General features: G+C 67.2%; 24 protein-coding genes. 8 read left to right on the top strand and 16 right to left on the bottom strand.

Translation table 11 applies throughout. The annotated features are described in order from the left end of the window. Nucleotide 1: 1 nt before the first annotated feature. Nucleotides 2–952 (bottom strand): alpha/beta hydrolase, encoded by a 951-nt coding sequence (locus tag DKM43_RS00145; RefSeq protein ID WP_236632304.1) that lies wholly within the window; start codon nucleotides 950–952, stop codon nucleotides 2–4. A 255-nt stretch (nucleotides 953–1,207) separates the two neighbouring features. Between DKM43_RS00145 and DKM43_RS00150 the strand changes: the two genes are divergently transcribed. From DKM43_RS00150 to DKM43_RS00160, 3 genes are read left to right on the top strand one after another with little or no spacing between them, the layout of a single operon-like run. Continuing rightward, nucleotides 1,208–2,185: a quinone oxidoreductase family protein gene (locus tag DKM43_RS00150; protein WP_109796470.1), complete on the top strand. Its 978-nt coding sequence runs from the start codon at nucleotides 1,208–1,210 to the stop codon at nucleotides 2,183–2,185. A 46-nt stretch (nucleotides 2,186–2,231) separates the two neighbouring features. Next, nucleotides 2,232–2,495, top strand: a complete 264-nt coding sequence (locus DKM43_RS00155) for a CopG family ribbon-helix-helix protein (RefSeq protein WP_109796471.1) — start codon at nucleotides 2,232–2,234, stop codon at nucleotides 2,493–2,495. After that, nucleotides 2,492–2,794: a type II toxin-antitoxin system RelE/ParE family toxin gene (locus DKM43_RS00160; RefSeq protein WP_109796472.1), complete on the top strand. Its 303-nt coding sequence runs from the start codon at nucleotides 2,492–2,494 to the stop codon at nucleotides 2,792–2,794. The genes DKM43_RS00155 and DKM43_RS00160 overlap by 4 nt, the downstream gene beginning before the upstream one ends. Nucleotides 2,795–2,809: 15 nt before the next feature. On the opposite strand, the gene DKM43_RS00165 is transcribed toward DKM43_RS00160, so the two are convergent. From DKM43_RS00165 to DKM43_RS00200, 8 genes are read right to left on the bottom strand one after another with little or no spacing between them, the layout of a single operon-like run. Beyond that, nucleotides 2,810–3,709 carry a VOC family protein gene (locus DKM43_RS00165; RefSeq protein WP_109796473.1) on the bottom strand — a complete coding sequence of 300 codons (900 nt, stop codon included), beginning with the start codon at nucleotides 3,707–3,709 and terminating at the stop codon, nucleotides 2,810–2,812. After that, nucleotides 3,706–4,461, bottom strand: a complete 756-nt coding sequence (locus DKM43_RS00170; RefSeq protein WP_109796474.1) for an enoyl-CoA hydratase/isomerase family protein — start codon at nucleotides 4,459–4,461, stop codon at nucleotides 3,706–3,708. The genes DKM43_RS00165 and DKM43_RS00170 overlap by 4 nt, the downstream gene beginning before the upstream one ends. Further along, the gene (locus tag DKM43_RS00175) at nucleotides 4,458–5,360 is read right to left on the bottom strand and encodes a polysaccharide deacetylase family protein (protein ID WP_236632305.1); all 903 of its coding nucleotides are present in this window, start codon (nucleotides 5,358–5,360) and stop codon (nucleotides 4,458–4,460) included. Before DKM43_RS00175 ends, DKM43_RS00170 begins: the two co-directional genes overlap by 4 nt. Further along, on the bottom strand, nucleotides 5,360–6,157 hold the full coding sequence (locus DKM43_RS00180; protein ID WP_109796509.1) for an SDR family NAD(P)-dependent oxidoreductase: 798 nt from the start codon (nucleotides 6,155–6,157) through the stop codon (nucleotides 5,360–5,362). The genes DKM43_RS00175 and DKM43_RS00180 overlap by 1 nt, the downstream gene beginning before the upstream one ends. 2 nt (nucleotides 6,158–6,159) lie before the next feature. After that, a complete protein-coding gene (locus DKM43_RS00185; protein ID WP_109796475.1) occupies nucleotides 6,160–6,471 on the bottom strand; it encodes an REDY-like protein HapK in 312 nt (103 codons plus the stop codon). 8 nt (nucleotides 6,472–6,479) lie between these two features. After that, the gene (locus DKM43_RS00190; protein WP_109796476.1) at nucleotides 6,480–7,646 is read right to left on the bottom strand and encodes an amidase family protein; all 1,167 of its coding nucleotides are present in this window, start codon (nucleotides 7,644–7,646) and stop codon (nucleotides 6,480–6,482) included. Beyond that, nucleotides 7,643–9,019, bottom strand: coding sequence for a phenylacetate--CoA ligase family protein (locus DKM43_RS00195; protein ID WP_109796477.1), 1,377 nt, complete (start codon nucleotides 9,017–9,019; stop codon nucleotides 7,643–7,645). Before DKM43_RS00195 ends, DKM43_RS00190 begins: the two co-directional genes overlap by 4 nt. Then, nucleotides 9,016–10,305: an MmgE/PrpD family protein gene (locus tag DKM43_RS00200; RefSeq protein ID WP_109796478.1), complete on the bottom strand. Its 1,290-nt coding sequence runs from the start codon at nucleotides 10,303–10,305 to the stop codon at nucleotides 9,016–9,018. The genes DKM43_RS00195 and DKM43_RS00200 overlap by 4 nt, the downstream gene beginning before the upstream one ends. A gap of 116 nt (nucleotides 10,306–10,421) precedes the next feature. On the opposite strand from DKM43_RS00200, the gene DKM43_RS00205 reads away from it, so the two are divergent. After that, nucleotides 10,422–11,174, top strand: coding sequence for a GntR family transcriptional regulator (locus tag DKM43_RS00205; RefSeq protein WP_236632306.1), 753 nt, complete (start codon nucleotides 10,422–10,424; stop codon nucleotides 11,172–11,174). Here DKM43_RS00205 and DKM43_RS00210 read toward each other — a convergent pair. Genes DKM43_RS00210 through DKM43_RS00230 form a run of 5 tightly spaced genes read right to left on the bottom strand, consistent with a single transcriptional unit; the run spans nucleotide 11,171 to nucleotide 16,042 of the window. Continuing rightward, entirely contained in the window at nucleotides 11,171–12,259 is a 1,089-nt protein-coding gene (locus tag DKM43_RS00210) for a CaiB/BaiF CoA transferase family protein (RefSeq protein ID WP_109796479.1), read from the bottom strand. The two genes, DKM43_RS00205 and DKM43_RS00210, sit on opposite strands and share 4 nt — an antisense overlap. Continuing rightward, nucleotides 12,259–13,470, bottom strand: coding sequence for a CaiB/BaiF CoA transferase family protein (locus DKM43_RS00215; RefSeq protein WP_109796480.1), 1,212 nt, complete (start codon nucleotides 13,468–13,470; stop codon nucleotides 12,259–12,261). Before DKM43_RS00215 ends, DKM43_RS00210 begins: the two co-directional genes overlap by 1 nt. Then, nucleotides 13,467–14,657 (bottom strand): acyl-CoA dehydrogenase family protein, encoded by a 1,191-nt coding sequence (locus DKM43_RS00220; protein ID WP_109796481.1) that lies wholly within the window; start codon nucleotides 14,655–14,657, stop codon nucleotides 13,467–13,469. The genes DKM43_RS00215 and DKM43_RS00220 overlap by 4 nt, the downstream gene beginning before the upstream one ends. A 13-nt stretch (nucleotides 14,658–14,670) precedes the next feature. Continuing rightward, on the bottom strand, nucleotides 14,671–15,180 hold the full coding sequence (locus tag DKM43_RS00225) for a MaoC family dehydratase (RefSeq protein WP_109796482.1): 510 nt from the start codon (nucleotides 15,178–15,180) through the stop codon (nucleotides 14,671–14,673). Continuing rightward, the gene (locus DKM43_RS00230) at nucleotides 15,173–16,042 is read right to left on the bottom strand and encodes an HpcH/HpaI aldolase/citrate lyase family protein (protein ID WP_109796483.1); all 870 of its coding nucleotides are present in this window, start codon (nucleotides 16,040–16,042) and stop codon (nucleotides 15,173–15,175) included. Before DKM43_RS00230 ends, DKM43_RS00225 begins: the two co-directional genes overlap by 8 nt. A gap of 268 nt (nucleotides 16,043–16,310) precedes the next feature. On the opposite strand from DKM43_RS00230, the gene DKM43_RS00235 reads away from it, so the two are divergent. Genes DKM43_RS00235 through DKM43_RS00250 form a run of 4 tightly spaced genes read left to right on the top strand, consistent with a single transcriptional unit; the run spans nucleotide 16,311 to nucleotide 20,909 of the window. Continuing rightward, the gene (locus DKM43_RS00235) at nucleotides 16,311–17,555 is read left to right on the top strand and encodes an MFS transporter (protein WP_109796484.1); all 1,245 of its coding nucleotides are present in this window, start codon (nucleotides 16,311–16,313) and stop codon (nucleotides 17,553–17,555) included. Further along, on the top strand, nucleotides 17,552–19,081 hold the full coding sequence (locus tag DKM43_RS00240) for an FAD-binding oxidoreductase (protein ID WP_109796485.1): 1,530 nt from the start codon (nucleotides 17,552–17,554) through the stop codon (nucleotides 19,079–19,081). The genes DKM43_RS00235 and DKM43_RS00240 overlap by 4 nt, the downstream gene beginning before the upstream one ends. A gap of 31 nt (nucleotides 19,082–19,112) precedes the next feature. Next, entirely contained in the window at nucleotides 19,113–19,844 is a 732-nt protein-coding gene (locus tag DKM43_RS00245) for a DUF3108 domain-containing protein (protein WP_109796486.1), read from the top strand. 54 nt (nucleotides 19,845–19,898) lie between these two features. Next, nucleotides 19,899–20,909, top strand: a complete 1,011-nt coding sequence (locus DKM43_RS00250; protein WP_236632307.1) for a hypothetical protein — start codon at nucleotides 19,899–19,901, stop codon at nucleotides 20,907–20,909. Between the two features lie 458 nt (nucleotides 20,910–21,367). Here DKM43_RS00250 and DKM43_RS00255 read toward each other — a convergent pair whose 3' ends face one another. Both DKM43_RS00255 and DKM43_RS00260 read right to left on the bottom strand, forming a co-directional pair. Continuing rightward, nucleotides 21,368–22,720, bottom strand: a complete 1,353-nt coding sequence (locus tag DKM43_RS00255; protein ID WP_109796487.1) for a replication initiator protein A — start codon at nucleotides 22,718–22,720, stop codon at nucleotides 21,368–21,370. A gap of 289 nt (nucleotides 22,721–23,009) precedes the next feature. Then, nucleotides 23,010–24,137, bottom strand: a complete 1,128-nt coding sequence (locus DKM43_RS00260; RefSeq protein WP_109796488.1) for a ParB/RepB/Spo0J family partition protein — start codon at nucleotides 24,135–24,137, stop codon at nucleotides 23,010–23,012. Nucleotides 24,138–24,173: the final 36 nt, after the last annotated feature.

Below are 24,173 nucleotides of genomic sequence, written 5' to 3' on the forward strand. Positions count from 1 at the left end.
GTCATTTCCCGATGATCTCGGTTTCGATCCACCAGCCGAACTGCTCTATCCACCGGTCGGCCGTGGTGCCGCGCGTGGCCATGCCGAAGCCATGATTGCCGCGCTGGTAAAGGTGCAGTTCGGGCCGGTATCCGGCGGCGAAAAGCCTGTCGTAGAATGCCCGGAAACCCTGCCCCACCGCCAGATCATCCTGCGCCATGGCCATGAAGACCGGCGGCAGGCGGCCGGGGGCGGGGGTGGGCTTTGGCTGAAGCCACGGCTCCTTGGGCGTTCCTTCGGGAAAGGGCAGGTTCGCGGGCGGTATCACCGGATCGGGCGTTCCGAACGGCATGCCATAGATCAGGCCGGCAAAGGCGGGGCGGCTGGCCGGATCGGCGGCGAACATCGTCATGCCCGCCACATGCCCCCCGGCGGAAAATCCCACGATCCCCACCTTGCCCGGATCGATGCCCCATGAGGCGGCATTGGTGCGCACGATGCGCAGCGCCTCGGCCGCGTCCTCCACGCCGGGAATGCCGCCCGCGCCGCTGTTCATGGCCTGCACGCGGCTGCGCATCTGCGCGTCGGTTTCGCCCGGCGGGGACTGGATCACCCGGTATTTGAGGACGAACGCGGCAATGCCCCGCTCGGCCAGCCATCGCGCCGCGCGCGTGCCTTCATGATGAATGGCCAGCAGGCGAAAGCCCCCGCCGGGCGCCACGATCACCGCCGCGCCCGTCGCCCGCTCCGGATCGGGCAGAAAGGGCTGGAGCGTGGGCACCGTCACGTTCAGCACCTGCTCGCCGTTCTCGCGCAGCTCTTCGGACACGGGAATGTCCAGCTTGCCCGGCCAGCCCTCCATGCTCGGCACGCCGCCCGGCCAAACCGGAACCGGCGCCAGTTCGCGCACGCCTGCCGCCTTCGCGGCCATGCCCGGCAGGATGGCCAGAAGCAGCACGATGGTGCGGATCATGCAAGACATGCAGCGTTCCCCGTCGGCGCAGGCATTTTCAGCGCCGGGCATTGCCAACCGGGGCAGTCGCTCCCCCAAGCCCATCGCGCGTCATGATGCCGATACAGAAACAGTGCTGTCTCGTGCCTGCGGCGCGAGCATCGCCTTGCGCTCTATCCGCCAAGCGGTCAGCCTTCCGTCCGGGGCCATTTGCGGCCGGCCGGGCGCGGGGCTAAGGTTCGGGACCGGATCGCACGGGTCTCAGGAGTTTTTCCGATGCAAGCAAAGGTCGTCCGCCTCACCGCCACGGGAGGCCCCGAAGTCATCCAGTGGGCCGAGGTCGATCTGCCCGCACCGGGCGCGGGCGAAGTGCTGGTCGAACATACCGCGGTCGGCCTCAACATGATCGATACCTATCACCGGCGCGGCATCTATCCCGTGCCCCTGCCCAGCGGGCTTGGCGTCGAGGCGGCGGGCCGCGTCGTGGCCGTGGGCGAAGGCGTGAACACGCTGGCCGTGGGCGACCGCGTGGCCAGCTTCGGGCCGGAGCTTGGTGCCTATGCCACCGCGCGCATCTACCGGGCCGCCAGCCTGTTCCTTCTGCCCGATGCGATCGGCGATGACGTGGCCGCCGCCGCCATCCTCAAGGCCTGCACGGTCGAGTTCCTCGTCGAACGCTGCGCCCGCGTGCAGGCCGGGATGCCGGTGCTGGTCCATGCGGCGGCGGGCGGAGTCGGGCTGCTGCTGGTGCAGTGGCTCAAGCACGTGGGCGCCACGGTGATCGGCACGGTTTCCAGCGCGGCCAAGGCCGAGGCCGCCCGCGCTGCGGGGGCCGATCATGTCATCAACTACAGCACCGAAACCGTCGCCCCCAGGGTGCGCGAACTGACCGGCGGGGCGGGCGTGCGCGTGACCTTCGACGGGGTGGGGCTGGATACGTGGGAGGCCAGCCTCGATTCCACCGGCAAGCGCGGGCTGATCGTCAGCTATGGCAATGCCTCGGCCCCGGTCACGGGCATCAGCCTTGGCGTGCTGGCGCAGAAGGGTTCGCTCTTCAACACGCGGCCCATGCTCTACCACTATTACGAAGATCCTGCCGAACGCGCCGCGGGTGCCGCACGCGTCTGGGAAATGATCGCCGATGGCACGCTTGATGTGACCATCGGCCAGACCTACCCGCTGGCCGACGTGGCGCAGGCGCACATCGATCTGGAAGCGCGCAGGACCACAGGCTCGACCGTGCTGGTGGTCTGAGGCGCCTTGTGCTAGGTTGTACACACCTCAATACAGGCGATTGCACATGAGCAGCATGACCATGACCATCCGCGTGCCAAGCGATGTGCACGATAAGCTCGCGCGGCTTTCGGCAGGCACCCGCCGCAGCCGCTCCTACCTCGCGGCCGAGGCAGTCGCTGCCTATGTCGAGCGCGAACTCGCGATCATCGAAGGCATCGAGGAAGGTCTTGCCGATGTCGCAGCAGACAGGCTCGTGCCGCATGATGTGGCGATGGACCGTCTCGATGCGGCAATTGCCGCCGCCGCTGCGGCGCGTTCTTCTGGATGAGGCAGGTCCGTTGGTCCGAGTCTGCGCTGGCAGACGTTGAAGCCCAGCTCGTCCACATCGCACGAGACGATCCCGCAGCAGCCCGCAAGGTGGCGCTGCGCCTGCGCGAAACCGGCAATGCGCTTGGCGTTTTCGCCACCGGACATCCGGGCAGGGTCAGCGCAACCTACGAGAAGTCCGTGCGCGGCCTGCCCTATCTCGTGGTCTATGCCCTCACGCACAATGACAGCACCGTCAGCATCCTGCGCGTGATCCACACATCGCGCCAGTGGGACAGTGCCGGTTTCCCCGAAGGCTGATGGCCGAAAAACACACTACCCGCCCACTTCCACCAGTTCCACCAGTTCCCCGGCAAGGCCGCGTGTCGTCCCCGCGCGGCGGCCTTCATAGGGCGCTCCCGCGCGCCGCGCCGGTTCTGCCAGCCATTCCACCCGGCAGTCGTCCAGACCGGGCACCGCCAGCGTCACCATGGCGTTGCCCGGCGGGAGCATTCCGGCATGACGCGGCCGTTCGGCCACGCCCTGCGGATAATCGTCCACTTCCACCACGGGCATCGTGCCGCTGGCCACCATCGTCAGCGTCGTCTGGTGATCTGCGGGAAGGCCGAAGGCGCGGTTTATCATCGTATAGGGGATGGTGAAGGTGGCGCTTTCCTCCAGCCCCAGCGCCTCGACATACCAGCGCACCGATGCGGCGCGGTCCCTTGCCGCCAGCACCACGATGAATGCCTTGTCCACCGGGCAGGCGGCGCGCGGCAGATCGAAGCCCGGCATCGTGCCGACAACCTCGTTGAGGTAAACCATCTCGCGCCCCGGACCCAGCACCTGCATGGGGATGAACGCCGGCTCCATGTTGGCGATGGTCCTGGGCGGCCCGATGATCTCGAAGGCCGATCCCGCCAGCCGCCGGGGCCAGCCGAACACGTCCTCGACCGTCAGTTCATAGGCCGCCCAGCCATATGTGGTCGTCGGCACGAAATCGGGGTGCGCTGGCTGTTCCACCAGCCTGATCCGGAAGGGCGCGCCGCTTGCGGGCCGCAGCGTGGCAAAGCGCCGCCCCGCACAGGCGGGCGCCCCCCAGCTTGCCGCAAGCCCGGCATCCACCACGCCCTCATCGCACGGCAACAGGCCCAGCACGCCGCGCCATGCCGCAATCGCATCGGCCAGATCGGGCACGGTGATCGTGCCCGCCAAAATCGTGCCCCTGGGAATCATTGCCCGAAAACCGGCTTGCGCTTCTCGACGAAGGCGCTGGTCCCTTCGCGGAAGTCCGCGCCCTCGAAGGCCGAGGCAAAGACCCGCAGCGACGCCTCGTCATCGGCCACCTGCCCGTCCAGCACCTTGCGCACGAAACCCTTGATGGCCTGCGTGGAAAACGGCGATGCCGCCAGAAGCTGGGCCACCAGTGCGTCCTCGCTCTCGGCCAGTTCCTCGATCAGGCCGATCGCCTTGGCCTCCCCGGCGCCCAGCAACATGCCGGTATAGAGCATCCGGTGCGCCTGCCCCGGTCCCACCAGATCGACCAGCAGCTTCACATCGTGCAGCGGATAGACAAGCCCCAGCCTTGCGGGCGTAATGCCAAAGCGCGCCTTCGGCCCCGCCACGCGCATGTCGCAGGCCAGCGCAATGCCGCAGCCCCCGCCCACGCAATCGCCTTCGACCATGGCCACGGTGGGCAGGCGAAAGCGGGTGAGTTCGTATTGCGCGCGGTTGATCGCCTTCTGGTTTTCGGCGCGCCATGCGGCATCGTCCTTGTTCGCCAGCAGTTCGGCAATGTCGGCACCGGCGCAGAAGGCGCCGCCCTGCGCCGATTTCACCACCAGCACGCGGCAATCGGCATCGGCCGATGCCTGCGCCAGCAGTTCGGGCAGAAGCTGCCACATGTCGATGGTAAAGGCATTGCGCTTGTCCGCCCGGTCGATCAGCAGGCGCGCCACCTGACCGTCTTTCTCCAGCCGCAGCGTCATGCCGGGTCCACCGCCGCAAGGTGCTGCGCAATCTGGTGGCGCGTGGCCACCCACACCCGGTCGTGTTTGCGCACATGGCGCAAAAACGCCTCCAGCGCCCAGATCCGGCCCGGTCGGCCGATGATCCGCAAATGCAGTCCAAGGCTCATCATCTTGGGGTTGCCCTCCATTCCTTCGCGATAGACCTGATCGAAGTTCCGGATGGCATAGGCAAGCCATTGTTCAGGACCGAATGCCTGATCGGTCCACATCTTCATGTCATTGGAATCGACCTGATAGGGCACCACCGCCAGCGGCCTTCCGGGAACGCTCGTCCGGTCCCAGAAGGGCACGTCGCCCGAAAAGTCGTCCATCGTATAGGCAAAGCCCTCCTCGATCAGCAGGCGCCGGGTGTTGTCGGTGTGCAGATAGCGCGAAAGCCAGCCGTATGGCCGCACCCCGCAGGTGCGCGTGATCGATTCCACCGCCTTGCGGATGAAGGCGCGTTCGGCCTCCTCGTCCATGCGGAACTGGTGGACCCAGCGCCAGCCATGGCTGACCGGTTCATGCCCCAGCGCCGCGATGGCCGCGGCCAGCTGCGGATGCGCCTCAAGGCTCATCGCCGCCACGGTCCAGCTTGCCGCCATGCCATAGTGCTCAAGCAGCTTCACCACGCGCGGCGCGCCCGCCTTCACGCCGTAAAGATAATTCGATTCATTGGCATGGTTGCGCAGCGGCCCCTTCACGAAGACACCCAGTTCATCGACCGGCTCCATGCCCCGGTCGCCGCGCGCAAGGCTCTGCTCGGACCCTTCCTCCACGTTGACCACGATCGACAGCGCCATGACCGCGCCGTCCGGCCAGTCGATCCGTTCCTCGGCCAACGAAGACCCAGCCAGCGAAGACCCTGCCAGCGCCATCAGTGCATCTCCTCCCCGCCCGAAACGTTGATCGCCTCGCCGGTCACGTAGAAGGCATCCTCCGATGCCAGCCAGGCGCACGCCGCCGCCGTGTCGGAAGGCAGGCCGGGGCGGCCCATCGGGTTGTTGGCGGCCATATTGGCAAGGTATGCCTCCACGCTCGCAAAGCCCAGGAGCTTCGAAAAGTAGGCGTTCTGCTCCGCCCCCAGCGCGGTCGTCACGTGGTTGGGGCAGACGGCATTCACCGTGATGCCATGCGCGCCCAGTTCCACCGCGCTTGCCCGCGTCAGGCCGATCATGCCGTGTTTGGAACTGACATAGGCGGCAAGATGGGGAAAGCCGGTCTTGGCCGCCTGACTGGCAATGTTGATGATGCGCCCGCCCTTTCCGGCCGCCACCATCGCGCGCGCGGCAGCCTGCGTGCAGTGGAACGCGCCCGATAGGTTGACGGCGATGACCCTCGCCCAGTCATCCGCCACCACCTCCAGCAGGGGCTTCATCATGAAGCCGATCCCGGCATTGTTGACCATCACGTCGATCCGGCCGAATGCGGCCACGGCCTGCGCCACAAGGGCATCGCACTGCGCCGGGTCAGAAACGTCGCAGGCAATCGCCGCCACCTGCGCCCCGCGCCCGCGCAGTTCGGCCGCCACTCCTTCGGCCTCCTCGCCGATGGCAACGTCCGAGACGACGCAGTTCGCGCCCTCGTCGGCAAAGCGCTGGAGAATGCCCTGCCCCAGCCCCTTTGCCCGCCCCGATCCGGTAACGACGACCGTCCGCCCCGCAAACCGGCCCACGGTCACAGATCCTCGGTCAGGATGAACTGCGGATTGTCGGCAAATTCGCCAAAGGCGGCGGCCACGGTCTGGAAGTCCGGCGTGGTCACATCGGCCACGAACGGGTCCATTGCCGTGATGTCGATCACCTCGATATACTGGCAGGGCGAAGGGGCCTGCGATCCGAACAGGCCGGTCGCCTTGTGGACGGTATAGCCTGAAACCGAGGCAAGCGCCCTCACGCCCGGAATATCGGTGCCCCGCGCCCATGCCTCGTAGGCTGCGGGATCGACACCGGGCTTCAGGTTGAACAGCACGATGATACGCACGGGCATTTCTCCTCTCAGCAATCGGGAAAGACCGCGCCGCCGAGCGCTGGCTCGATCCGGCGGGCAAGGGAAATCAGGCGCGCTTCCGATCCGCGCGGCCCCGCAAGCTGCACCGAAACCGGCAGGCCATCCGCATCGCGCCCGGCGGGCACGGCCAGGGCCGGCAGCCCCGCAACAGAGGCAAGCGCGGTGAAATCGGCCTGTGAGGACGGCGGCCGCATGCCATGCGCAAAGGCAGCATGGGGCGTTGTCGGCATGACCAGCACGCCATCGTCGCCCAGCGCATCGTGAAGCTGGCGCGCGGCGGCGCGCAGCAGGTCCATGTCGGGCACATGGCGCCCCACGGCATTGAGCGTGGCGCGCAATTCATCCGATGCCGCCGCCAGCGCCTGGCCCATGGCCTGCCTCAGGTAATCGGCCGCCAGCACCAGTGCGCTCAGGCGCAGCGTTCCGGGCGTTCCGGCAAGGCGCAGGCCCTCCGGCACAAGGCCGATCGCCGCCTGCGCCCGCGCATAGCCTGCCAGCACGCCGGGCTGGCATTCCACCCCGCCCAGCCCTTCCAGCACCAGCATCCGCGCAAAGGGCGCGGCATCGGTGGATGATCGCGGCGCCATGACGCGCCAGACCCGTTCCAGCTTGCCAAGGTCCATCGCCAGCGGGCCGATCACGTCCCATTCGGGCCGCAGGAACAGCAGCCCCTCGGCGGCCACCGCGCCGTGCGTGGGTTTCAGCCCATAAGCCCCGCAATAGGCGGCGGGAATGCGGATCGATCCCAGCGTATCGGTGCCCAGCGCCACATCGCACAGGCCCGCCGCCACCGCCGCGCCGCTCCCGCCTGATGAACCGCCCGGCGTCCAGCCCTCGCGGTGGGGGTTGATGGTGCGGCCGAAGAAGGGATTGTCGCTCGTCGCGCCCAGCGCCGCCTCGTGCATGTTGAGCGTGCCGATCACCGCCATGCCTGCGCCGCGCAGGGCTGCCACCACCGGGGCATCGGCATCGGCCACCACGCCGCGCCGATGCCCCATGCCGCCCGTCCAGCCTAGCCCCCGGACCGCGACATTGGCCTTCACCCCCAGCGTGAGATCATCGAGCGGTCCTCTGCCGAAGTGCGCGCCCCGGTCGAACGCGACAAAGGCGTGCACTTTCGCGTTCGCCGCTTCAAGGTGCGGCCAGTCGATCATGCGCGCTCGTCGATCAGGCGGATCGGCTTCTGCCGCGTATCCACCTGTGTTGCCGCGGCCGTCCCGCCCGGCGCGCACAGCGCCACGCCCACCTCCACGCCAAGCCCGCGCCGCAGCAGTTCGGCCAGCGCGCCCGCATCGGTCCCGCCCCGGCTTTCGAGGATGACTTCCATCTCCTCGCGCCCGCTCGCATCGCGGCTGAGGCGGCACACATATTCGCCGGTCAGATCGGCGCGCCCCTCGATCAGGCCGGCAATGGCGTGGGGGAACAGGTTGATCCCGCGCAGCTTCACCATGTTGTCGCTGCGCCCCCGGAAGCCCGCAATGCGCCGGAACGCAATCTCGCCCCGGCCGCCCACTTCGCGCGTCACGTCGTGCGTGTTGAAGCGGATGCACGGCGCGATGTCGTCCTTGAACAGGCAGGTGACAACCATGTCGCCCATGCCGCCCGCGTCCACCGCCGCGCCGCTGTCGATGTCGAGCAACTCAAGGAAATGCGCGTCCTCCCACACGTAAAGGCCATCGCGGTCCGGCCCTTCGGCGGCAATCGGCCCGGTATCGCCCACGCCATACCAGTCAAACGCCCTTGCCCCGCCCCATGCCGCTTCGATGGCAGAGCGGTCCTCGGTTCCCAGATGCCCGATGATGAGCCGCGCCGGGATGCGCTCGAACACGCCTTCGGCCCTGGCCACTTCGGCCAGCTTGCGGATGTAGTCGACAAACCCCACCACCACGCTCGCGCCGAAATCGGCCATCAGGTGCACCTGCTGCACCGATCGCGTCTCGATCCCCGTGCCTGCCGAAAGGAACAGGGCATTGGTGAAATGCGTCACCGCCTCGCGGATGAAGTGGCCGCCGTTGATCATCCCGTGGCCATAGACGGAATGGACCACATCGCCCGAATGCACCCCCAGCCAGCGATAGAGTCGCCCGACCAGCAGGTTGATGACCTCGCGCCCCTTCGGCCCGAACAGCAGCGGCTGCGGGCGTCCGGTGGTGCCGCTGGTGGTGTGCAGGATCACCGGCGGACGGCTTGCCCCGCCCGCGCCGAATGTCTCCAGCCCGCCGAAATCGCCCAATGGGGGGTGTTCGGCAATCGACGCCATGAGGTGCTGCTTGTCATAGACTGGCAGCTTGCCGATGTCGGCAAGGCCGCCGATGTCGCCCGGCTCGATCCCCTGCGCGCACCACAGCCGCTGATAGAACGGGATTTGCCAGCCGCGCGCCATCACCTTGCGGAACTGCGCATCCTGAAGGGCGAACAGCTCGTCCCGGCTGATCGCGCGGAACTTGTGCACGAAGGCATCGCCCACCGGGTGATCGGCAAGCACCTGCCTGATGTCCAGCGTTTCGAAATAGGTCGGGAAGGTCATGCAGGGTCCGTGATGAAGGAAAGCGGATCGGCAAGAAGGCGCGGGTCCGGGTCGGCAAAGGCAAGACGGCGGCACAGGACGCGCTTGGCCTCGGCCTGCGCGGCCGAAAGCGGCGCATCGGGCGCGCCCAGCGTTGCCGGAACGGCGCATTCCACGCGCGATCCATCGGCCAGCACAATCACCAGCCGCTGCGGCGAAAGCGCGTTGGGATCGGCATTACCATCGTCATGCAGCGCAAATCGGGCCGCCAGCGCGGCAATCTGCGGATCGGCAAAGGTTTCCGGTGCAAACCGGCGCGGGTCGATCTCGCCATCGCGCAGCATCAGCGCTGCCAGAAACGGCAGGCACAGCCGCGCGTAGGCGGGCGTCATCGCCGGGTCGTGGGGGCGGCCCACCAGGTGGCGGATCAGCGGCGGGACATGCGCCTCCACGCGCGCCACCTCCTGCCCGGCAAAGGGCTGAAGCGTGCCCAGCACCGCATGGCTTGCCCGGCCCGATGGATAGGGCTTGGTGCTCACCTGCGAGATCAGCCAGCGCTGGCCCAGCGTGCGGGTGTAGGTCTCAAGGCTGCCCCGGTCGAACAGCCTGAGATGCCCGAACGGCCCCTCGATCACGTCATGCGCCGCCGTCAGCCCGTGGCGCACGAGATCAGCCGCGTGGATCGCGCCGCGCGCGGCATTGGCAAATTGCAGCGGCAGCGCGATGGAGCCTTCGCTATGCGCCTGCATCGTGCCCGCCGCATGGGCATGGGCCATGCCCAGCACATCGGCAAACCGGCCTTCCGGCAATCCCGCGATCCGCGCCACCGCCAGCGCCGCGCCGTATATCCCGGCGGTGGCGGGGCGGAAGAACGTCAGCGCCGTTTCCGCCGCCACACCCAGCCCGGCGGCCACATCCACCCCCACCGCAATCGCCGCCAGCACCGCTTCGGGATCGGCCCCGCCCTTGCGGTCGGCGGCCGCCATCACCGCCGGAACCACTGCCGACATGGCATGAACCACCGCGCCTTCATGCACCGCGTCCCATTCCAGCGCGTGAATGGCAAAGCAGTTCACATAGGCCGCGCCCATCGCGGGAAGGCGCTCGTCCCGCGCGATCAGGCGCGCATCGCTGCCCTTGCCCCAGCTGCGCGCCACCGCCAGCACGCCGTCCATGCCCGGCGCGGTCGATCCCGCCGCGCCCACCGCCAGCGTATCAGCCAGGAGCCGCAGCGTGTCGGCGCGCACCGCCTCCGGCAGCACGTGGCGCGCCGCGGCAAAGGCCAGCAGGTGTTCGGTCGGTGTCATGCAGGCCCTTGCCCAGAAGCAATCCGATGGGCGATAACCGTGCCACCGCAGGCTTGGCTTTTCCCGTTGTCCGGACATAATGACCGGAGAATGGATAGTCGGCGCCGGAGAGTGATGTGACAGAGTGCGTTCCTCTGGCTAAAGACCGCGAACCGCCGCGCTATCTGCAACTTGCCGGCGACCTGCGGCGCAAGGTTCTGGCGGGCGGTTTCCCCGCCGGGTTTCCCACCGAGGCAGAACTTTGCGCGCACTATGGCGTCAGCCGCTTCACCGTGCGCGAGGCGCTGCGCCGTCTTCAGGCCGAAGGGCTGATCTCCCGCCGCCGCGGCTCCGGCACCAGCATCCAGCCCGCCGCCGCGCGCGGGCGCGCGCTGCACCAGCCGTTGTCCAACATTGGCGAACTGCTGCAATACGGGCGCGGCTCGCAGATCACCTACCGTCCGCTGGGCCGTGTCGATCTGCCCGGCCTTGCCGTCAGCCATCTGGGCCAGACAAGAGCGGACGAACAGTGGATCGGCTTTTCCGGCCTGCGCACCCTGCCCGGCGACCCCCGTCCGCTGGCGCTGACCGAAGTGTTCTTCGCGCCCCGGCTCGAAGCGGTCTGCGCGCGGCTCGATCTTTCCAGCGGCACGCTCTTTGCCCAGCTTGATGAACTGGCCGGGATCAATGTCGGCAAGGTCACGCAGGATATTCAGGCCATTCCCGCCGGGTCCGAAGCCGCCCGCCTGCTCGGCCTCAGGCGCGGCAGTCCGGTGCTGCGCGTGATCCGCTGCTATCACGATCTTTCCGGCCGCCTGTTCGAGATTTCCGTCACCCACCACCCCGGCGACCGCTTCGTCTATTCGATGCACATCGACGTGGAAGGCTAGGGCCCAAACCGCTCCGGATCGGGCACCGGCCCCGCCGCCCAGCTTTCACCCGAAAAGCGGATAGGCGGGGCAATGTGGTGGCGTCCATCGGCCTCCACCAGCAGCCCGCGATGCGCCACATGGGGCTGGTCGAAGGCTTCGCGGAAATCGAGCACGGGCGCAAAGGCCACGTCGATGGCCTCCATCCAGTGCATCCATTCATCACGCGTCCTGGTCAGGAACGTCTCGCGCAGGAAGGCGATGGCCGGGGCCTGCCCCTCGCCCGCCTCCGCCATGGCCGATGCCAGCAGATCCTCGCGGCCCAGCGCCCTCAGCAGGTTGCGCGCAAACTTTTCCTCGCGCCCGCCCAGCACAACGTGCCTGCCATCGGCCGTTTCATAGACCTGATAGAACGCCGATCCGCCCAGCGAACGCTGCGTGGCCGAACGCGGCGCCTCACCCCCGGCAATCGCGCCGCTGGCCATGTGCACGCACCACGGCAGCATGGCATCGAACATGGCAATATCAAGGTAATCGCCGCTGCCCGTCCTCTCGCGCCCGATCAGCGCCATCAGCACGGCCGAAAGCGCGGTCAGGCCCGCCCCCATGTCGGCGGCGGGCACGGCCGGGATCACCGGCGTCCCGTCCGGCCCGTCGTTCACCGAAAGAAACCCGGCCAGCGCCTCCACCGCCACATCGTGCGCCGGGTGGTGTGCCAGCGGCCCGTCCTGCCCGAAGGCCGATATCGAGCAATAGATGATGCGCGGGTTTGCCGCGCGAACGGCGGCGAAGTCGAACCCCAGCCGCGCCATCACGCCGGGGCGGAAACTTTCGGCAAAGACATCGGCCCCGGCAATCAGGTCCCACAGCCGCGCCTTGCCCTCGTCGGTCTTGAGATCGAGCGTGACCGCTTCCTTGCCCCGGTTGAGGTTGGCAAACCACACCGAATGCCCGTTTTCGAACGGGGCCATGGCGCGCACGGGATCGCCTGCGGGCGGTTCCACCTTGATGACCCGCGCGCCGTGGTCGGCCATCATCCCGGTCATCGCCGGGCCGGGGAAGAACTGCGTCAGATCAACGACCGTGATGCCCGAAAGCTTGCCCATCACACCACGCCCTTCGCCTTCAGCGCTGCGGCATCGGCGGCGGAAAAGCCCAGTTCGGCAAGGATCGCCTCGCTGTCTGCGCCCAGCAGCGGCCCGGCGCGGTTGGGCAGGCGCTTGCCATCCAGCCGGATCGGGCTGGCCAGCACATGCAGCCCGGCGCGATCGGGATGGTCCACCGCGGTGCGCATGCCGATCTCGTCCAGCCAGGGATTGTCCATCGCCTGATCCAGCCCATAGACCGGCGCCACCGGCAGATGCCCTTGCAGCAGCGCCAGCCAGTGCGCCACCGGCGCTTCGCCAAATGCCGCATCCAGCACCTGCGTCAGCGCCTCGCGGTTGGCCAGCCGGTCGGCATTGGTGCGAAAGCGCGGGTCCGATGCAATCTGCGTCCAGCCGGTGCGCGCCATCAGCACGTCCCAGAACTTGGGCAACTGGCACATCACGAACATCCAGCCGTCGCTTGCCTTCACCATCTGGCTGGGCGTGGCGGTGGGGTGGGCCGAACGCGGGGTGCGCCCGGTCACGTCGCCTTCGTTCATGTACCACAGCGCCGGATAGCTGGTCTGGTGCAGGGCCGCGGAAAGCAGGTCGGTATCCACATCGCGCCCCAGCCCCGATCGCTGCGCATCGACAAGCGCGGCCAGAAGGCCCACCGCCATGATCGTGCCGGTCATGAAATCGACCATGGACAGCCCCATGCGCTGCGGCTCGCCATCGGGATCGCCGGTCAGCATGCAGTATCCGGCCTCGGCCTGCATCAGATAGTCATAGCCCGGCCATTTCGCGCGGGCATTGTCGCGCCCGTAGGCCGAAAGGTGCGCACAGACGATGGCCGGGTTGATGTCCTTCAGCGCGTCATAGGTCACGCCCATCTGCGCCGGAAGATCGCCGCGCATGTTGTTGGCAACCGCGTGGGCGCTGCGCACCAGCCGATGCAGCACGTCCTGCCCCTCCGGCGTTGCCAGATCCAGCGTGAGCGAACGCTTGTTGAGGTTGAACGCCTGAAAATAGAGGCTTTCCCCCTCGCGCAGGAAATGCGGCCCCACCGCGCGCGCGGTATCGCCCCCGCCCTTGCCGTCCTTCGCTGGCGGCTCGATCTTGATGACCTCTGCCCCAAGTTGCGCCAGATGCATCGTGCCATATGGCCCCGCGCCATACTGCTCGATCGAAACGATGCGAAAGCCCGCAAGGGGCAGTGCGCGCGTGCTCATGCCGGGTTCCGCTTCACCCACTGCCGGGAAATGATGATGCGCTGCATCTCGTTGGTCCCTTCCCCGATGCACATCAGCATGGCGTCGCGGTAGAAGCGCTCGATCTCGTATTCCTTGGAATAGGAATAGCCACCGAAGATGCGCATGGCCTCCTGCGCGTTGAGAAAGCCGGCTTCGCTGGCAAAATACTTCGCCATGCCCGCTTCCATGTCGCAGCGTTCGCCCCGGTCATAGGCGGCAGCGGCATCCAGCGTCAGCAGGCGCGCGGCGCGCGCGCGCGTCACCATCTCGCCCAGCTTGAGCTGGATCGCCTGATGATCGGCAATCGGCTTGCCCATGGTCTGGCGCTCCTGCGCATATTGCGTGGCAAGGCGCAGCGCGCCCTCGGCAATGCCCACGCCGCGCGCGGCCACATTGATGCGGCCCAGTTCCAGCCCGCCGGTTGCCTGAAAGAAGCCCTGCCCCTCGACCCCGCCGATGAGCTGATCGGCCGGAACGCGGTAGTCGTCGAACACCAGCTCGGCGCTGTCGATCGCCTTGTAGCCCAGCTTGTCGAACTTCTTGCCGATGGTGAAGCCCTCGCCATCGCCGCCGCGCTTGTCGCACAGGAAGAAGCTCATCCCCTTGTAGCGCGGATTGGCATCGGGATCGGTCTTGGCGATCACGGCATAGCATGATCCGTTGATCGAATTGGTGATCCAGGTCTTCGTGCCGTTGAGCACGTAATGGTCGCCCTCGCGCCGCGCGGTGGTGCGGATGGCCTGAAGATCGGTGCCTGCGTTCGGTTCGGTCAGTCCCAGCCCGCCCCGGATTTCGCCGCTGGCAAACCGGGGCAGCCATTTGCGCTTCTGCTCCTCGGTGCCGAACCGTTCGACTGCGGCCGCCATGATGAGGTGCGAATTGAAGATGCCGGTCAGCGCCATCCAGTGCGATGCCACCTTCATCACGATCTTGGCATAGGTGGCAGACGGCAGGCCCAGCCCGCCGTATTCGGTGCCGATGGTCGCGCCGAACAGGCCCATTTCGGCCATCTGGTTCACCAGATCCGCGGGCCAGATGTCCTTGTGATCGTGCGCCATCACCACCTGCGGCGTCACTTCACCAGCCACCCACTTGTCGATGGCGTCAAGCAGCGCGGCTTCTTCTTCGGGGTCCATGGGCGGACGGGCAGTGCTGGGTCCGGTCATTTCCGGGCGCTCCTCATTCGTCCATCGGGCCGAAGCCGCGCTTCCAGATCAGCATGACGCGCACGAAATCGCACACCACGTCGCCGTGCTGGTTCCGGCCCACGGTCTTGATCGTCACGATCCCCTGTGTCGGGCGCTTTTCGGACTCGCGCTTTTCCAGCACTTCGGTTTCCGAATAGATCGTGTCCCCGGCAAACACCGGCTTCAGCAGGCGGATTTCCTTCCACCCCAGATTGGCCACGGCCTTCTGCGAAACGTCCGAAACGCTCTGCCCGGTCATGATCGCCACCGTCAGCGGGCTGGCAACCAGCGGCTTGCCGAACTCGGTCTTGGCGGCAAAGGCGTGGTCGCAGTGCGATGGATGCTGGTTCATCGTCAGCAGGCTGAACCAGATGTTGTCGTTGTCGGTGATCGTGCGTCCGGGGCGGTGCTCGTAGATGTCCCCGACGTTGAACTCCTCGAAATAGCGGCCATAGGTTTCCCGGTAGCGGCCGGGGGCCACTTCGACGGCGCCTTCACGCATTGGTCTTGCTTCCTTTCCGCTCGATCACGGCGCGGTAATTGCGGATCACCGGCGCTTCGAGCATTCTGCCCTTGAAACGGATCGCCTTGCCGCCAGCGGCGTCATAGGCGGCAATGGCTGCCTCGGCCTCGGCCACGTCCTTGTCGGAAGGGGCAAAGGCCACCTCGATGGCGGCAACCTGCGAAGGATGGATGGCGGCCTTGGCGGCAAAGCCCAGCGCGCGCGCCTTCGCGCATTCGTCGGCCAGGCCTTCGGGATCGTCCAGCCCGATGAAGGGCACGTCGATCGCCGGCACTTTCGCTTCGGCGCAGGCGATGATGAAGGCCCCGCGCGCGGTCAGCAGCGGCTCCCATGCCAGCGCCACCCCCAGTTCGCCGGAAAAATCGCCCCCGCCGAACATCATCGCCGCCACTCCCGGCGCGGCGGCGATGCGGTGGGCATGGCGCAGCCCCCTGGGCGTTTCCACCAGCGGCACCAGCGCCGGGCAGCGCTCGCCCAGCACCCGCGCGACGATCTCCACCTCCACAGGGCTTTCCACCATCGGCAGCAGGATGGTTGCGGGCATGATCGCGCCGGTGGCCAGCGCGTGCAGATCGGCAATTCCCGCCGCGGTTGTCACCGCATTGATCCGCAGGCCCCAATCCTGCCCGCCCCAATCCTGCCCGCCCCAATCCTGCTCGCCCCGGCCTGTCCCGTCACCGCCGATCCGGGCCAGCGCATGGCCGCGCGCAGCGTCCTTGTCGGCTGCGGGAACCGCATCTTCAAGATCGATCACCGTCAGCCCAGCACCCGCCGCCTTCGCCTTGGCAAAGCGGTCGGGCCGCGAACCGGGCACGAAGATCAGGCTGTTTGCTGCGAACACGCGAGATGCCCCCGTCAATTGATCGTCCGTTGATTTGTCCGGACAACTTGAAAGTCAACTGCACGCCCCTGCCCTCGCCGGACTCTGTCCGCCAGTCGGACAGATCCTCCCGCAGCACGATCATGCCCCATCGCCGCTAGCACTCGCCGCGCGCGCCGGGTGCGAACGCGCCGGATCATCCGGTGGGCGGATAGATTCGCGCCGGAAGCGGCCATTTGCGGCGCGGCGCCTAAACCTCGTGTCCGGACAAACCGGGGACCGATGGCGCATGGCTCAATCACCTACGAAAGCGGAGTTTCGCGCCGGGTGGAAAGTCCTGGCGGCCGGGCTTGTCGGCGTGGCCTGCGGCGCATCGCCGGTGCCGTTCAACACCATCGGCTTCACGATTGACCCGATCCATCAGGAAACCGGCTGGTCCGTTGCCCGGATCAGCCTTGGCATCACCGTGTTCGGCGTGGTGGCCGCACTCATGGCTCCGGTCTTCGGCTGGCTCTCGGACCGCATCGGCGTGCGCCGTGTCGCGATTGCCTCGACCGTGGGCTTCGCGCTGTCCTTTGGCGCGCTTGGCCTCGTTCCCGCCACTTCGATCGGGTGGTATTTCGGCGCGTGGCTGCTGGTCGGCCTCGTCGGCATCGGTTCCACTCCCGTCACGTGGAGCCGCGCCATCAACATGTGGTTCCACACGAGCCGGGGCCTCGCGCTCGGCCTCCTGCTCATGGGCACCAGCGTCTGCGCGATCACCGTGCCGCGCCTTGCCGTCTGGCTCATCGGGCAATGGGGCTGGCGCGGGATGTATTTCGGCCTTGCGCTGCTGCCGCTGCTGATCGCCGCCCCGCTTGCGTTCCTCTGGTTCCGCGAACCCCGCCCCGAAGAATTGCCCCTGCGCGATGGCCAAGCCGCCATCCTCACCGGCCTCAGCGCGGGCGAAGCCTTGCGCAGCCGCCGCTTCTGGACCCTGTGGATCTCGATCGCGCTTGTCGCCCTCGCCTATGGCGGGGCGCACGTGCACATGCCGCGGATCATCGGCCAGCACGGCCTCCCGCCCGAAACGGCGGCAGGCGTCATGGGCATGATCGGGGTTGCGGTCATGGCCGGGCGCATCATCACCGGGATGCTGTTCGACCGCTTCTGGGCGCCGCTCGTGTGCCTGCCGATCCTGCTGATCCCGGCGCTGGCCTGCTGGCTGCTGACCGGCACCGCCGCAAGCGAGCCGACCGTGCTGGCCGCGGCCTTCATGCTCGGCTTTGCCGCCGGGGCCGAGGCCGACGTGATCGCCTTCCTCGCCAGCCGCTATTTCGGCATGGCCCATTACGGCAAGATCTACGGCCTGCTCTACATGCCCTTCGCAATGCTCTCCGGCCTCTCGCCCGCCATCTACGGCGCCATGCGCGATGCGTCGGGCAGCTATGACAGCGCGCTGCAACTTGCCGCCGCGCTCTTTGCCATCGGCGCAGTCCTGCTGCTCACGCTTGGCCGCTATCCCTCCTTCAAGCCTTCGGAGACCCCGGCATGAATGCCGCGCTTGCTTCTGCCATCCCCGCTGCCGAACTCCTGACCGATCCGGCCGAAACCGACCTTTTCCGCCATGATGTCTATGCCAGCGGCCCCGCGCCGCTTTGCGTGTTCCGGCCCGCTACGGTCGAAAGCCTTGCCACGGGCATCGGCGCTGCCACGCGCGAAGGCATCGCCATTGTCCCGCGCGGCGGCGGGATGAGCTATACCGGCGGCTATCTCGGCCCGGACCGGCCCTTCCTGCTGGTCGATACTTCGGCGCTGACCCGCATTGTCGAGATCAACGAAGCCGACATGACCGTGACGGTCGAATGCGGGATCACGTGGAAGGAACTGGCCGCTGCCCTGCGCCCAAGGGGCCTGCGCGTGAAATCGTGGGGCACGCTTTCGGGCATCAACGCCACGGTCGGCGGCGGGATGAGCCAGAACGGCGTGTTCTGGGGGGCATCGGGCGGCAGCCTTGTCGATGCGGCGCTCTCGTTCGATGTCGTGCTCGCCGATGGCACGCTGCTCACCACCGGAAGCGCCTTCTTCCGCCCCTATGGCCCGGACCTTACCGGGCTGTTCGCGGCCGATTGCGGTGCGTTCGGCGTCAAGGCCCGCGCCACCTTGCGTCTCGTGCGCGAAGGGGCGGCCTTTGCCTATGGCAGTTTCGCCTTCGATACGCCCGAAGGCGTCTTCGGCGCGATGGCCGCCGTGGGCCGCGAAGGGCTTGCGGCGGAATGCTTCGGCTTCGATCCCTTCCTGCAAGCACAGCGCATGAAGCGCGACAGTCTGGCGTCCGACGTCAAGAGCCTCGCCGCGATGATGAAGGCGCAAGGCTCGGTGTTCAAGGCGCTGAAGGAAGGGGCAAAGGTGGCACTTGCCGGGCGCTCGTTCCTCGATGACGTGCCCTTCTCGCTCCACACCATCGCCGAGCGCCGCCGCCAGGCCGATGCCGATGCCGACATGGCGGAAATCACGCGCATCGTCGAAGGCTTCGGCGGGCGGCAGATCGAGAACACCATCCCCAAGATCCTGCGCGCCAGCCCCTTTCCGCCGGTCAATTCCATTGTCGGCCCGGCGGGCGAACGCTGGGTTCCGGTCCACGGCTTCCTGCCCGGCAGCAGGCTGGTCGAAGGCTGGGCCGCCATCCAGCAGCTCTTTGCCGAAAACGCCGCCGCGATGGAGGCCCACGGCGTGCAGGCCGGCGCCCTGCTTGCCGTGGTCAGCCCGCAGGTCTCGCTGATCGAACCTGTGTTCTTCTGGCCCGATGAACTCAATCCGCTGCACCGCCACGCGGTGGAGCCTGCGCACCTGGCAAGGCTCAAGGGCTTTGCCGCCAATCCCGCCAGCACCGCCTTCGTCGGCCAGTTGCGCAAGGATCTCATTGCCCTGTTCCAGCGCCTCGGCGCCGTCCACGTCCAGGTGGCGCGCAGCTATCCCCTCAAGGCCGCGCATCAGCCCGAAGGCTGGGCGGCGCTCGAAGCGCTCAAGGCCCAGCTTGATCCGCAGGGTCTGATGAACCCCGGCGTTCTCGGCCTCTGATCCCTTTCACGGACCACGCAGGAAGCACCTCATGAAACACCGCAGCGTCACCGGCAGGATCCTCTACACCTCCGCCAAGCCCGGCATGGAAGGCAAGGAGCGCGGGCGCGAATGGTTCGCCTTCACCCACCATGGCGATGGCAGCACCATCCTGCGCGCGCGCTGCGAGATCGAGGAGCCGGACCCCACGGTCCTGCGCGATGTGACCTATCACATCGGTCCGGGCATGGTGCCGCTGAACCTGCATGTGCACCTCACCATCGGCGATGCCTTCATGGGTTCGGGCTGGCTGCGCCACGATCCGCAAACCGCCACGATCGAATGCGAAAGCCATGGCCCCTCGATCGGCCGTCTCTCGCAGGCCATGCCCGCAAACGGCGCATTCGATGGCTTCGGCACGCATCCCATCGTCGGCGACGGCTACCTGACAAGGGTTCTCGACGTGACGGGCGGGCCGCACCGGCGGCTCCTGCGCGTGTTCATGCCCAGCCCCGATCATCGCGGCGCCACCCCGCCGATGATCAGCGCGTTCTCGATCTTCTGCGATTACGTGGGAGACGAGGAAATGACCGTGGCGGCGGGCACCTTTGCCTGCCGCCACTTCCGCTTCGTCGATGAAAGCGCCGAAGGCATGGGCGGCAAGACCCATCCCGCCTACGACATGTGGGTAACGGCCGACGATGACGCGATCCTCGTCTATGGCGCGATCGACGGCTACATGATGAACCGCTACGAGCTGGTGGCGCTGGAACGCGATGGCTGAGGCGCCCTCCGACGATATAGACTGAAGCATCGCGTTCAGTCTATAATCGGGGCAATGATGCCCCCTCCCCTGCCCTTGTGCGCCGTGCCGTGGACGGCGGGCCTCGCCTGCGCGCTGGCCGATGCCAGCGCCGCAGTGGCACGGCTCGATGCCCGGATAACGGCGAGTTCGCTCACACCGGCATGGCTCCTGCGGGCAAGCTGGATGGGCTATGGCGCAGCCCTGCGCCTCCAGAAGTTCGAAATCGACGAAATCGATATTATTGCGCACGAATGCGGCCTGCGTCTGGCCGGAAGGCCGCGCCTTGAAACCGTGGCCGATCCGTTCTCCGCGCTCGATGCCTGGCGCGCGCGTCTGGGTGAGGGCGATGGCCGCCACTGGCGCGAGGATCTGCCCTTCACCTTCACCCCGCCAGAGGGCTGGAGCGAGGCACCGGCGCTTGTCCGCGCGCTGGCCCTGCTGGACGAATGGGCGCGCCGCGACGGGTCCATCGCGCCCTGGCTGGCCTTTCCGGTGATCCTGCGACGCATGGGGTTGAGCGCACGCGCCCTGCCCTGTCTGGCCATGGGCGATGCCGCCCAGCGTTTCGCGCAAGAGCCGCGCGCCGCGCTCCTCAAGCGGCTGCTCAGGCAGGTCCGTCACAATGCCGATGAAGGTCTTGTCCGGCTTGACCGGCTTGAGAACGCCGTCCGGCGCAGCGCCGGTGCGATTGCCGCCGAACATCGCCCCGGAAAGCTGGCAGAGCTTGCGCGCATCGCGCTCGCCCGTCCCTGCCTTGCGCCGCGGTCTGTTGCCCCGCTGCTCGATCTTACCCTTTCGGGCGCGGGCAAGCTGCTCACGCGTGCGTCCCGCCTTGGCCTCATGGTCGAAACATCGGGGCGCGGCACATGGCGCTCCTACGTGATGAGCGATGTCGCCGCAGCGCTCGGCCTTGCGCTGCCTGCACGCGGCCGCCCGCGCAATCCCCCGGCTCCCTCGCCCGCGCTCGATGCCTTGCTTGCGGCCTTCGATGCGGAAATGGCCGCGATCGACGCCCGCCTGCACCAGCGCGGCATAGAAACCTGACCCATCTCACCCCTCAACGGAGAAACAGGCTTCAATTGCCGGTTAGAAGGCTTTTAGAGAGAGTTAGAAAGGTTAAGCGCGGCGGTGCGCAGTGCGACTCGCCGGTGCTTCGCGAGTCGGGTCAGCCCTTGCGTTCCGGATATGTCGATGCAGCGTTCCTGTTGGGTCGATCGATCGTTCCCGAAGGGTCGGCCCGGCGTTCCCGGAGTGTCGACAGGCGGCAGCAGCGCGTTCCTGATAGGTCGATGCTTCGGATCAGAGGTGGAACATCGCTCGCCGGTTGAATCAGTTTGCCTCGCTTGGGCCGGTTTGATGTTCAATTTTCGGGCGCGAGGCAAATGCCGTTGGCGCGTTCGCTCATATCCCCACCTCATTGCCGACACTTCAGGAACAGCAGGCAGCAACAGGCGCGGTTGTAGAGCGCATGAAAAGCCCCCGTCCTGAAAGGCGGCCTCGGCCTAGCGACGCAGGGTGTGGCCGTGCTTTTCGTGGTGACGCCTGACAAAGCCGATGAAGGCCTTCTGCCAGTTGGCAGGCAGGCGGGCCGGATCGGCGTTGACCCAGCGCTCGAACTCGGCGTGAAGGGCATGGAGATCCCATCCGGGACACTGGGCGCGCAAGGTGGCGATGGTCTCGTCGGTCATGAAGCCGCGCGTGGCATTGTCGCTCAGCCCCGCAACCGCGCGGCGGATGAGCGCTGATGCGTCGATTGCCTGGGCGTCGGTTGGCCGGGTGTCGGTTGGCTCATGCGGCACCCCAACCGCCGCGCCCGATGCCGTGGCCGGTGTCAGGGTTTCAGGCGATGGAGCCGGGTCGCTCGCGCCTTGGCCTGCCCGTGCTTCGCTGCGCTTGGCTGCGCCGAACTGCGCTTCACTTCGTTTCCCTGGGGAAACATCGGCGGTCTGGCCGCCCCGCGATGGATCGGGCAGGCGGGCTTCGGCACCATCCTTTCCGTCGATCCTGCGCATCCGCAGCATCGGTTCGCCCCCCTTGGCGGTTTCCACCGAAAGGCCATAGCCCGGCAATGCGTCCTTCTCGGCCAGTTTCAGGATCTCGAACTTGAAGCGGCGATATTCGCCTTCCGCACCCGATTTTTCGAACAGGGTCGGCATGGAGATGGCAAAGCCTTCCTCCCCTGCCCCGCCCGCGTGCTTGCGTGCCACCTTGTAGAGCCAGCGTTCGCGCCCGCCGGTGATGTCGAAATAGGCGCGGTCGATCGAAAGCACCCCGCCTTTCATCATCACGCCTTCCCAGAACCAGTTGGACAGTTCGATGGTCATGCCGCGCGAACGTTCTGTCCTCTCATCGACAAGCTGCGTCCACCCGTCGAGCCAGGAAAATGTCGCTTCGCGCCTCCCCCGGCCCGGAGGGGCCGAATTGTCAGTGTCGGCCCGGATGTTGGTCTTGATCGTGGTGGCCACCAGCCGGTCGAGCGCCTGGCCCAGCAGTTCGTAGGCGCGGCCCGTGGTGGGCCTGCCGATGGCGCGCAGCAGGTCATAGGGCATGAGATGCAGCTTGCGCGGCACATCGTTGACACCGCGCCGCGCCATGTCGGCCAGAACGCTGGCGCAATAGATCAGGATGTCCGCATCCCAGATCGTGGCCATGCCGTAATCGGGATTGGCCGAAACGTGGACCCATAGCTTGCCGTCGGGCGAGGTATAGTCGATGGGCTTCACGCGCTTCGATTTGGCAAGGCTGAAAAAGGGCCGCTCCATCATCTCGCGCTGGTCGCGCAGCGGCATGTCCGCCACATAGGGCAGGAACAGGTCGAACTGGTCGTTGACGGGGGCAGTGCGCGTGCGGCTCATCGCTGGGGAACCGGGGAAGGTGCAGGGGGGTGATGATGCGACCTTCCAGCGCCTGAGGCAGTGCCGGACGGCGCTGAACTTCGCTGCGCTTCGTTTAGCTGCGCTGAACTTCGCTTCGCTTCGTTTCCCTGGGGAAACATGCCAGCCGTCCTTGCGCGCTGCCCCGCGGTTCGGACGCGGCGGAATGTGGCGCGACGTGCCGGAGCAGGCCCGTGCCCGCAATCCTTCATGCCATGTTTCCCTGGGGAAACATGGGGCAGGGCAGGGCGGCAAGGGCCGCTGCCGACCATCAGCTGATGAAGCTCCGGCCTTCGTCTTCCAGCGCGTTCAGCGCTTCGAGCGCCATGTCCAGCATCCCTTCAAGGTGCACCCCCGACCCGGCATGAAGGCGCAGCGTCACGCCCTGCCGGTTGATCGAGCGGATGGTGACAGCGGGGCGCCCAGCCCGGCCAAGCAGCACGATCTCCTTCGCAGGCGCGTCCTTGTCCGTCTCCGGCGCGGCCAGCAGGCGCTGGATCACCTGCGCCGGGGGCACGGCAGGCCGGCCCGATCCGCGGCGTTCGGCCTGCTCGCGCGCCAACGCCCTGGCCTCGCGCAGGATGGCCGGGGCCTTCTCGCGGTTGTCGAGCGCCTGCGCAAGCGGATAGGCCGGTTTGAGCTGCACCTCGGCAGGGCTGGCAAAGGCCGCCACGACCTGATCGGGCAGGCCCGCCACCTTGAGCATCTTTGACAGCCAGCCCTTCGAGAGCTTGAGCCGTTCGGCCATGCGCGTCAGATGGTTCCCGTAGTGGTCTTTCAGCGCCTGCGCATAGTTGCGCGCCCGTTCCAGATCGGAAACGTCCTTGCGCGCGCGGTTCTCCAGATCCGCAAGCCGGAAGGCGGCTTCATCGTCAAGCTGGACGACCTGCGCCAGAAACTGCATTTGCGGCCACGAATTGGCGCGCAGCCATGAAATCGACCAGTGCCGCCGCGTGCCCGCGATCACCTCGTAATCGTGGTCGGGGTCGCCCTCGATCCGGCGGACCACCGCGGGCACTTTCTGCCCCCCTTCGGCAATGATCGAATCGATCAGTTCGCGGCAGGATTCCTCGCTCAGGTGTTCGTAGGACCGGGCATTGCCCGTCCACACCCGCACGCGCGCCGGATCGAGCAGAAGCTGCGTCACCTGCCGCACTTCGCCCGATGCCACGCGCGCCAGAGCACTTTCCCGGCCCAGCAGCGTGGTCCCGCGCAGCCGCTCGGAACGGGGGGGCTGGGCTGGTGATGCGGTTTGCCCGGCGGCCTGCGGCGCGGGGGAGGGGGGTGCCGATTCGCCGCTGCCTCCGGCTTGCGGGAGATGCGGCGATTTTGCTTCGGTTTCAATGACTTCTTCATCCGCCAGAAGGCTGGCGAGATAATCGGACTGCTTACGCGCCATGGGTCATCTCCCTTGTAATGACGCGGAACATAAAGC

This window comes from Novosphingobium meiothermophilum, assembly GCF_003171715.1.
GTDB classification, from domain to species: domain Bacteria; phylum Pseudomonadota; class Alphaproteobacteria; order Sphingomonadales; family Sphingomonadaceae; genus Novosphingobium; species Novosphingobium meiothermophilum.

Bases quoted from the DNA above. Each gene is read 5' to 3' on its own strand.
- DKM43_RS00150 (WP_109796470.1), top strand. From the start codon at position 1,208: ATGCAAGCAAAGGTCGTCCGCCTCACCGCCACGGGAGGCCCCGAAGTC.
- DKM43_RS00260 (WP_109796488.1), bottom strand. From the start codon at position 24,137: ATGGCGCGTAAGCAGTCCGATTATCTCGCCAGCCTTCTGGCGGATGAA.
- DKM43_RS00200 (WP_109796478.1), bottom strand. From the start codon at position 10,305: ATGACACCGACCGAACACCTGCTGGCCTTTGCCGCGGCGCGCCACGTG.
- DKM43_RS00155 (WP_109796471.1), top strand. From the start codon at position 2,232: ATGAGCAGCATGACCATGACCATCCGCGTGCCAAGCGATGTGCACGAT.
- DKM43_RS00195 (WP_109796477.1), bottom strand. From the start codon at position 9,019: ATGACCTTCCCGACCTATTTCGAAACGCTGGACATCAGGCAGGTGCTT.
- DKM43_RS00250 (WP_236632307.1), top strand. From the start codon at position 19,899: ATGATGCCCCCTCCCCTGCCCTTGTGCGCCGTGCCGTGGACGGCGGGC.
- DKM43_RS00165 (WP_109796473.1), bottom strand. From the start codon at position 3,709: ATGATTCCCAGGGGCACGATTTTGGCGGGCACGATCACCGTGCCCGAT.
- DKM43_RS00185 (WP_109796475.1), bottom strand. From the start codon at position 6,471: ATGCCCGTGCGTATCATCGTGCTGTTCAACCTGAAGCCCGGTGTCGAT.
- DKM43_RS00245 (WP_109796486.1), top strand. From the start codon at position 19,113: ATGAAACACCGCAGCGTCACCGGCAGGATCCTCTACACCTCCGCCAAG.
- DKM43_RS00235 (WP_109796484.1), top strand. From the start codon at position 16,311: ATGGCTCAATCACCTACGAAAGCGGAGTTTCGCGCCGGGTGGAAAGTC.
- DKM43_RS00175 (WP_236632305.1), bottom strand. From the start codon at position 5,360: ATGGCGCTGGCAGGGTCTTCGCTGGCTGGGTCTTCGTTGGCCGAGGAA.
- DKM43_RS00215 (WP_109796480.1), bottom strand. From the start codon at position 13,470: ATGAGCACGCGCGCACTGCCCCTTGCGGGCTTTCGCATCGTTTCGATC.
- DKM43_RS00210 (WP_109796479.1), bottom strand. From the start codon at position 12,259: ATGGGCAAGCTTTCGGGCATCACGGTCGTTGATCTGACGCAGTTCTTC.
- DKM43_RS00170 (WP_109796474.1), bottom strand. From the start codon at position 4,461: ATGACGCTGCGGCTGGAGAAAGACGGTCAGGTGGCGCGCCTGCTGATC.
- DKM43_RS00225 (WP_109796482.1), bottom strand. From the start codon at position 15,180: ATGCGTGAAGGCGCCGTCGAAGTGGCCCCCGGCCGCTACCGGGAAACC.
- DKM43_RS00145 (WP_236632304.1), bottom strand. From the start codon at position 952: ATGATCCGCACCATCGTGCTGCTTCTGGCCATCCTGCCGGGCATGGCC.
- DKM43_RS00160 (WP_109796472.1), top strand. From the start codon at position 2,492: ATGAGGCAGGTCCGTTGGTCCGAGTCTGCGCTGGCAGACGTTGAAGCC.
- DKM43_RS00255 (WP_109796487.1), bottom strand. From the start codon at position 22,720: ATGAGCCGCACGCGCACTGCCCCCGTCAACGACCAGTTCGACCTGTTC.
- DKM43_RS00220 (WP_109796481.1), bottom strand. From the start codon at position 14,657: ATGACCGGACCCAGCACTGCCCGTCCGCCCATGGACCCCGAAGAAGAA.
- DKM43_RS00240 (WP_109796485.1), top strand. From the start codon at position 17,552: ATGAATGCCGCGCTTGCTTCTGCCATCCCCGCTGCCGAACTCCTGACC.
- DKM43_RS00190 (WP_109796476.1), bottom strand. From the start codon at position 7,646: ATGATCGACTGGCCGCACCTTGAAGCGGCGAACGCGAAAGTGCACGCC.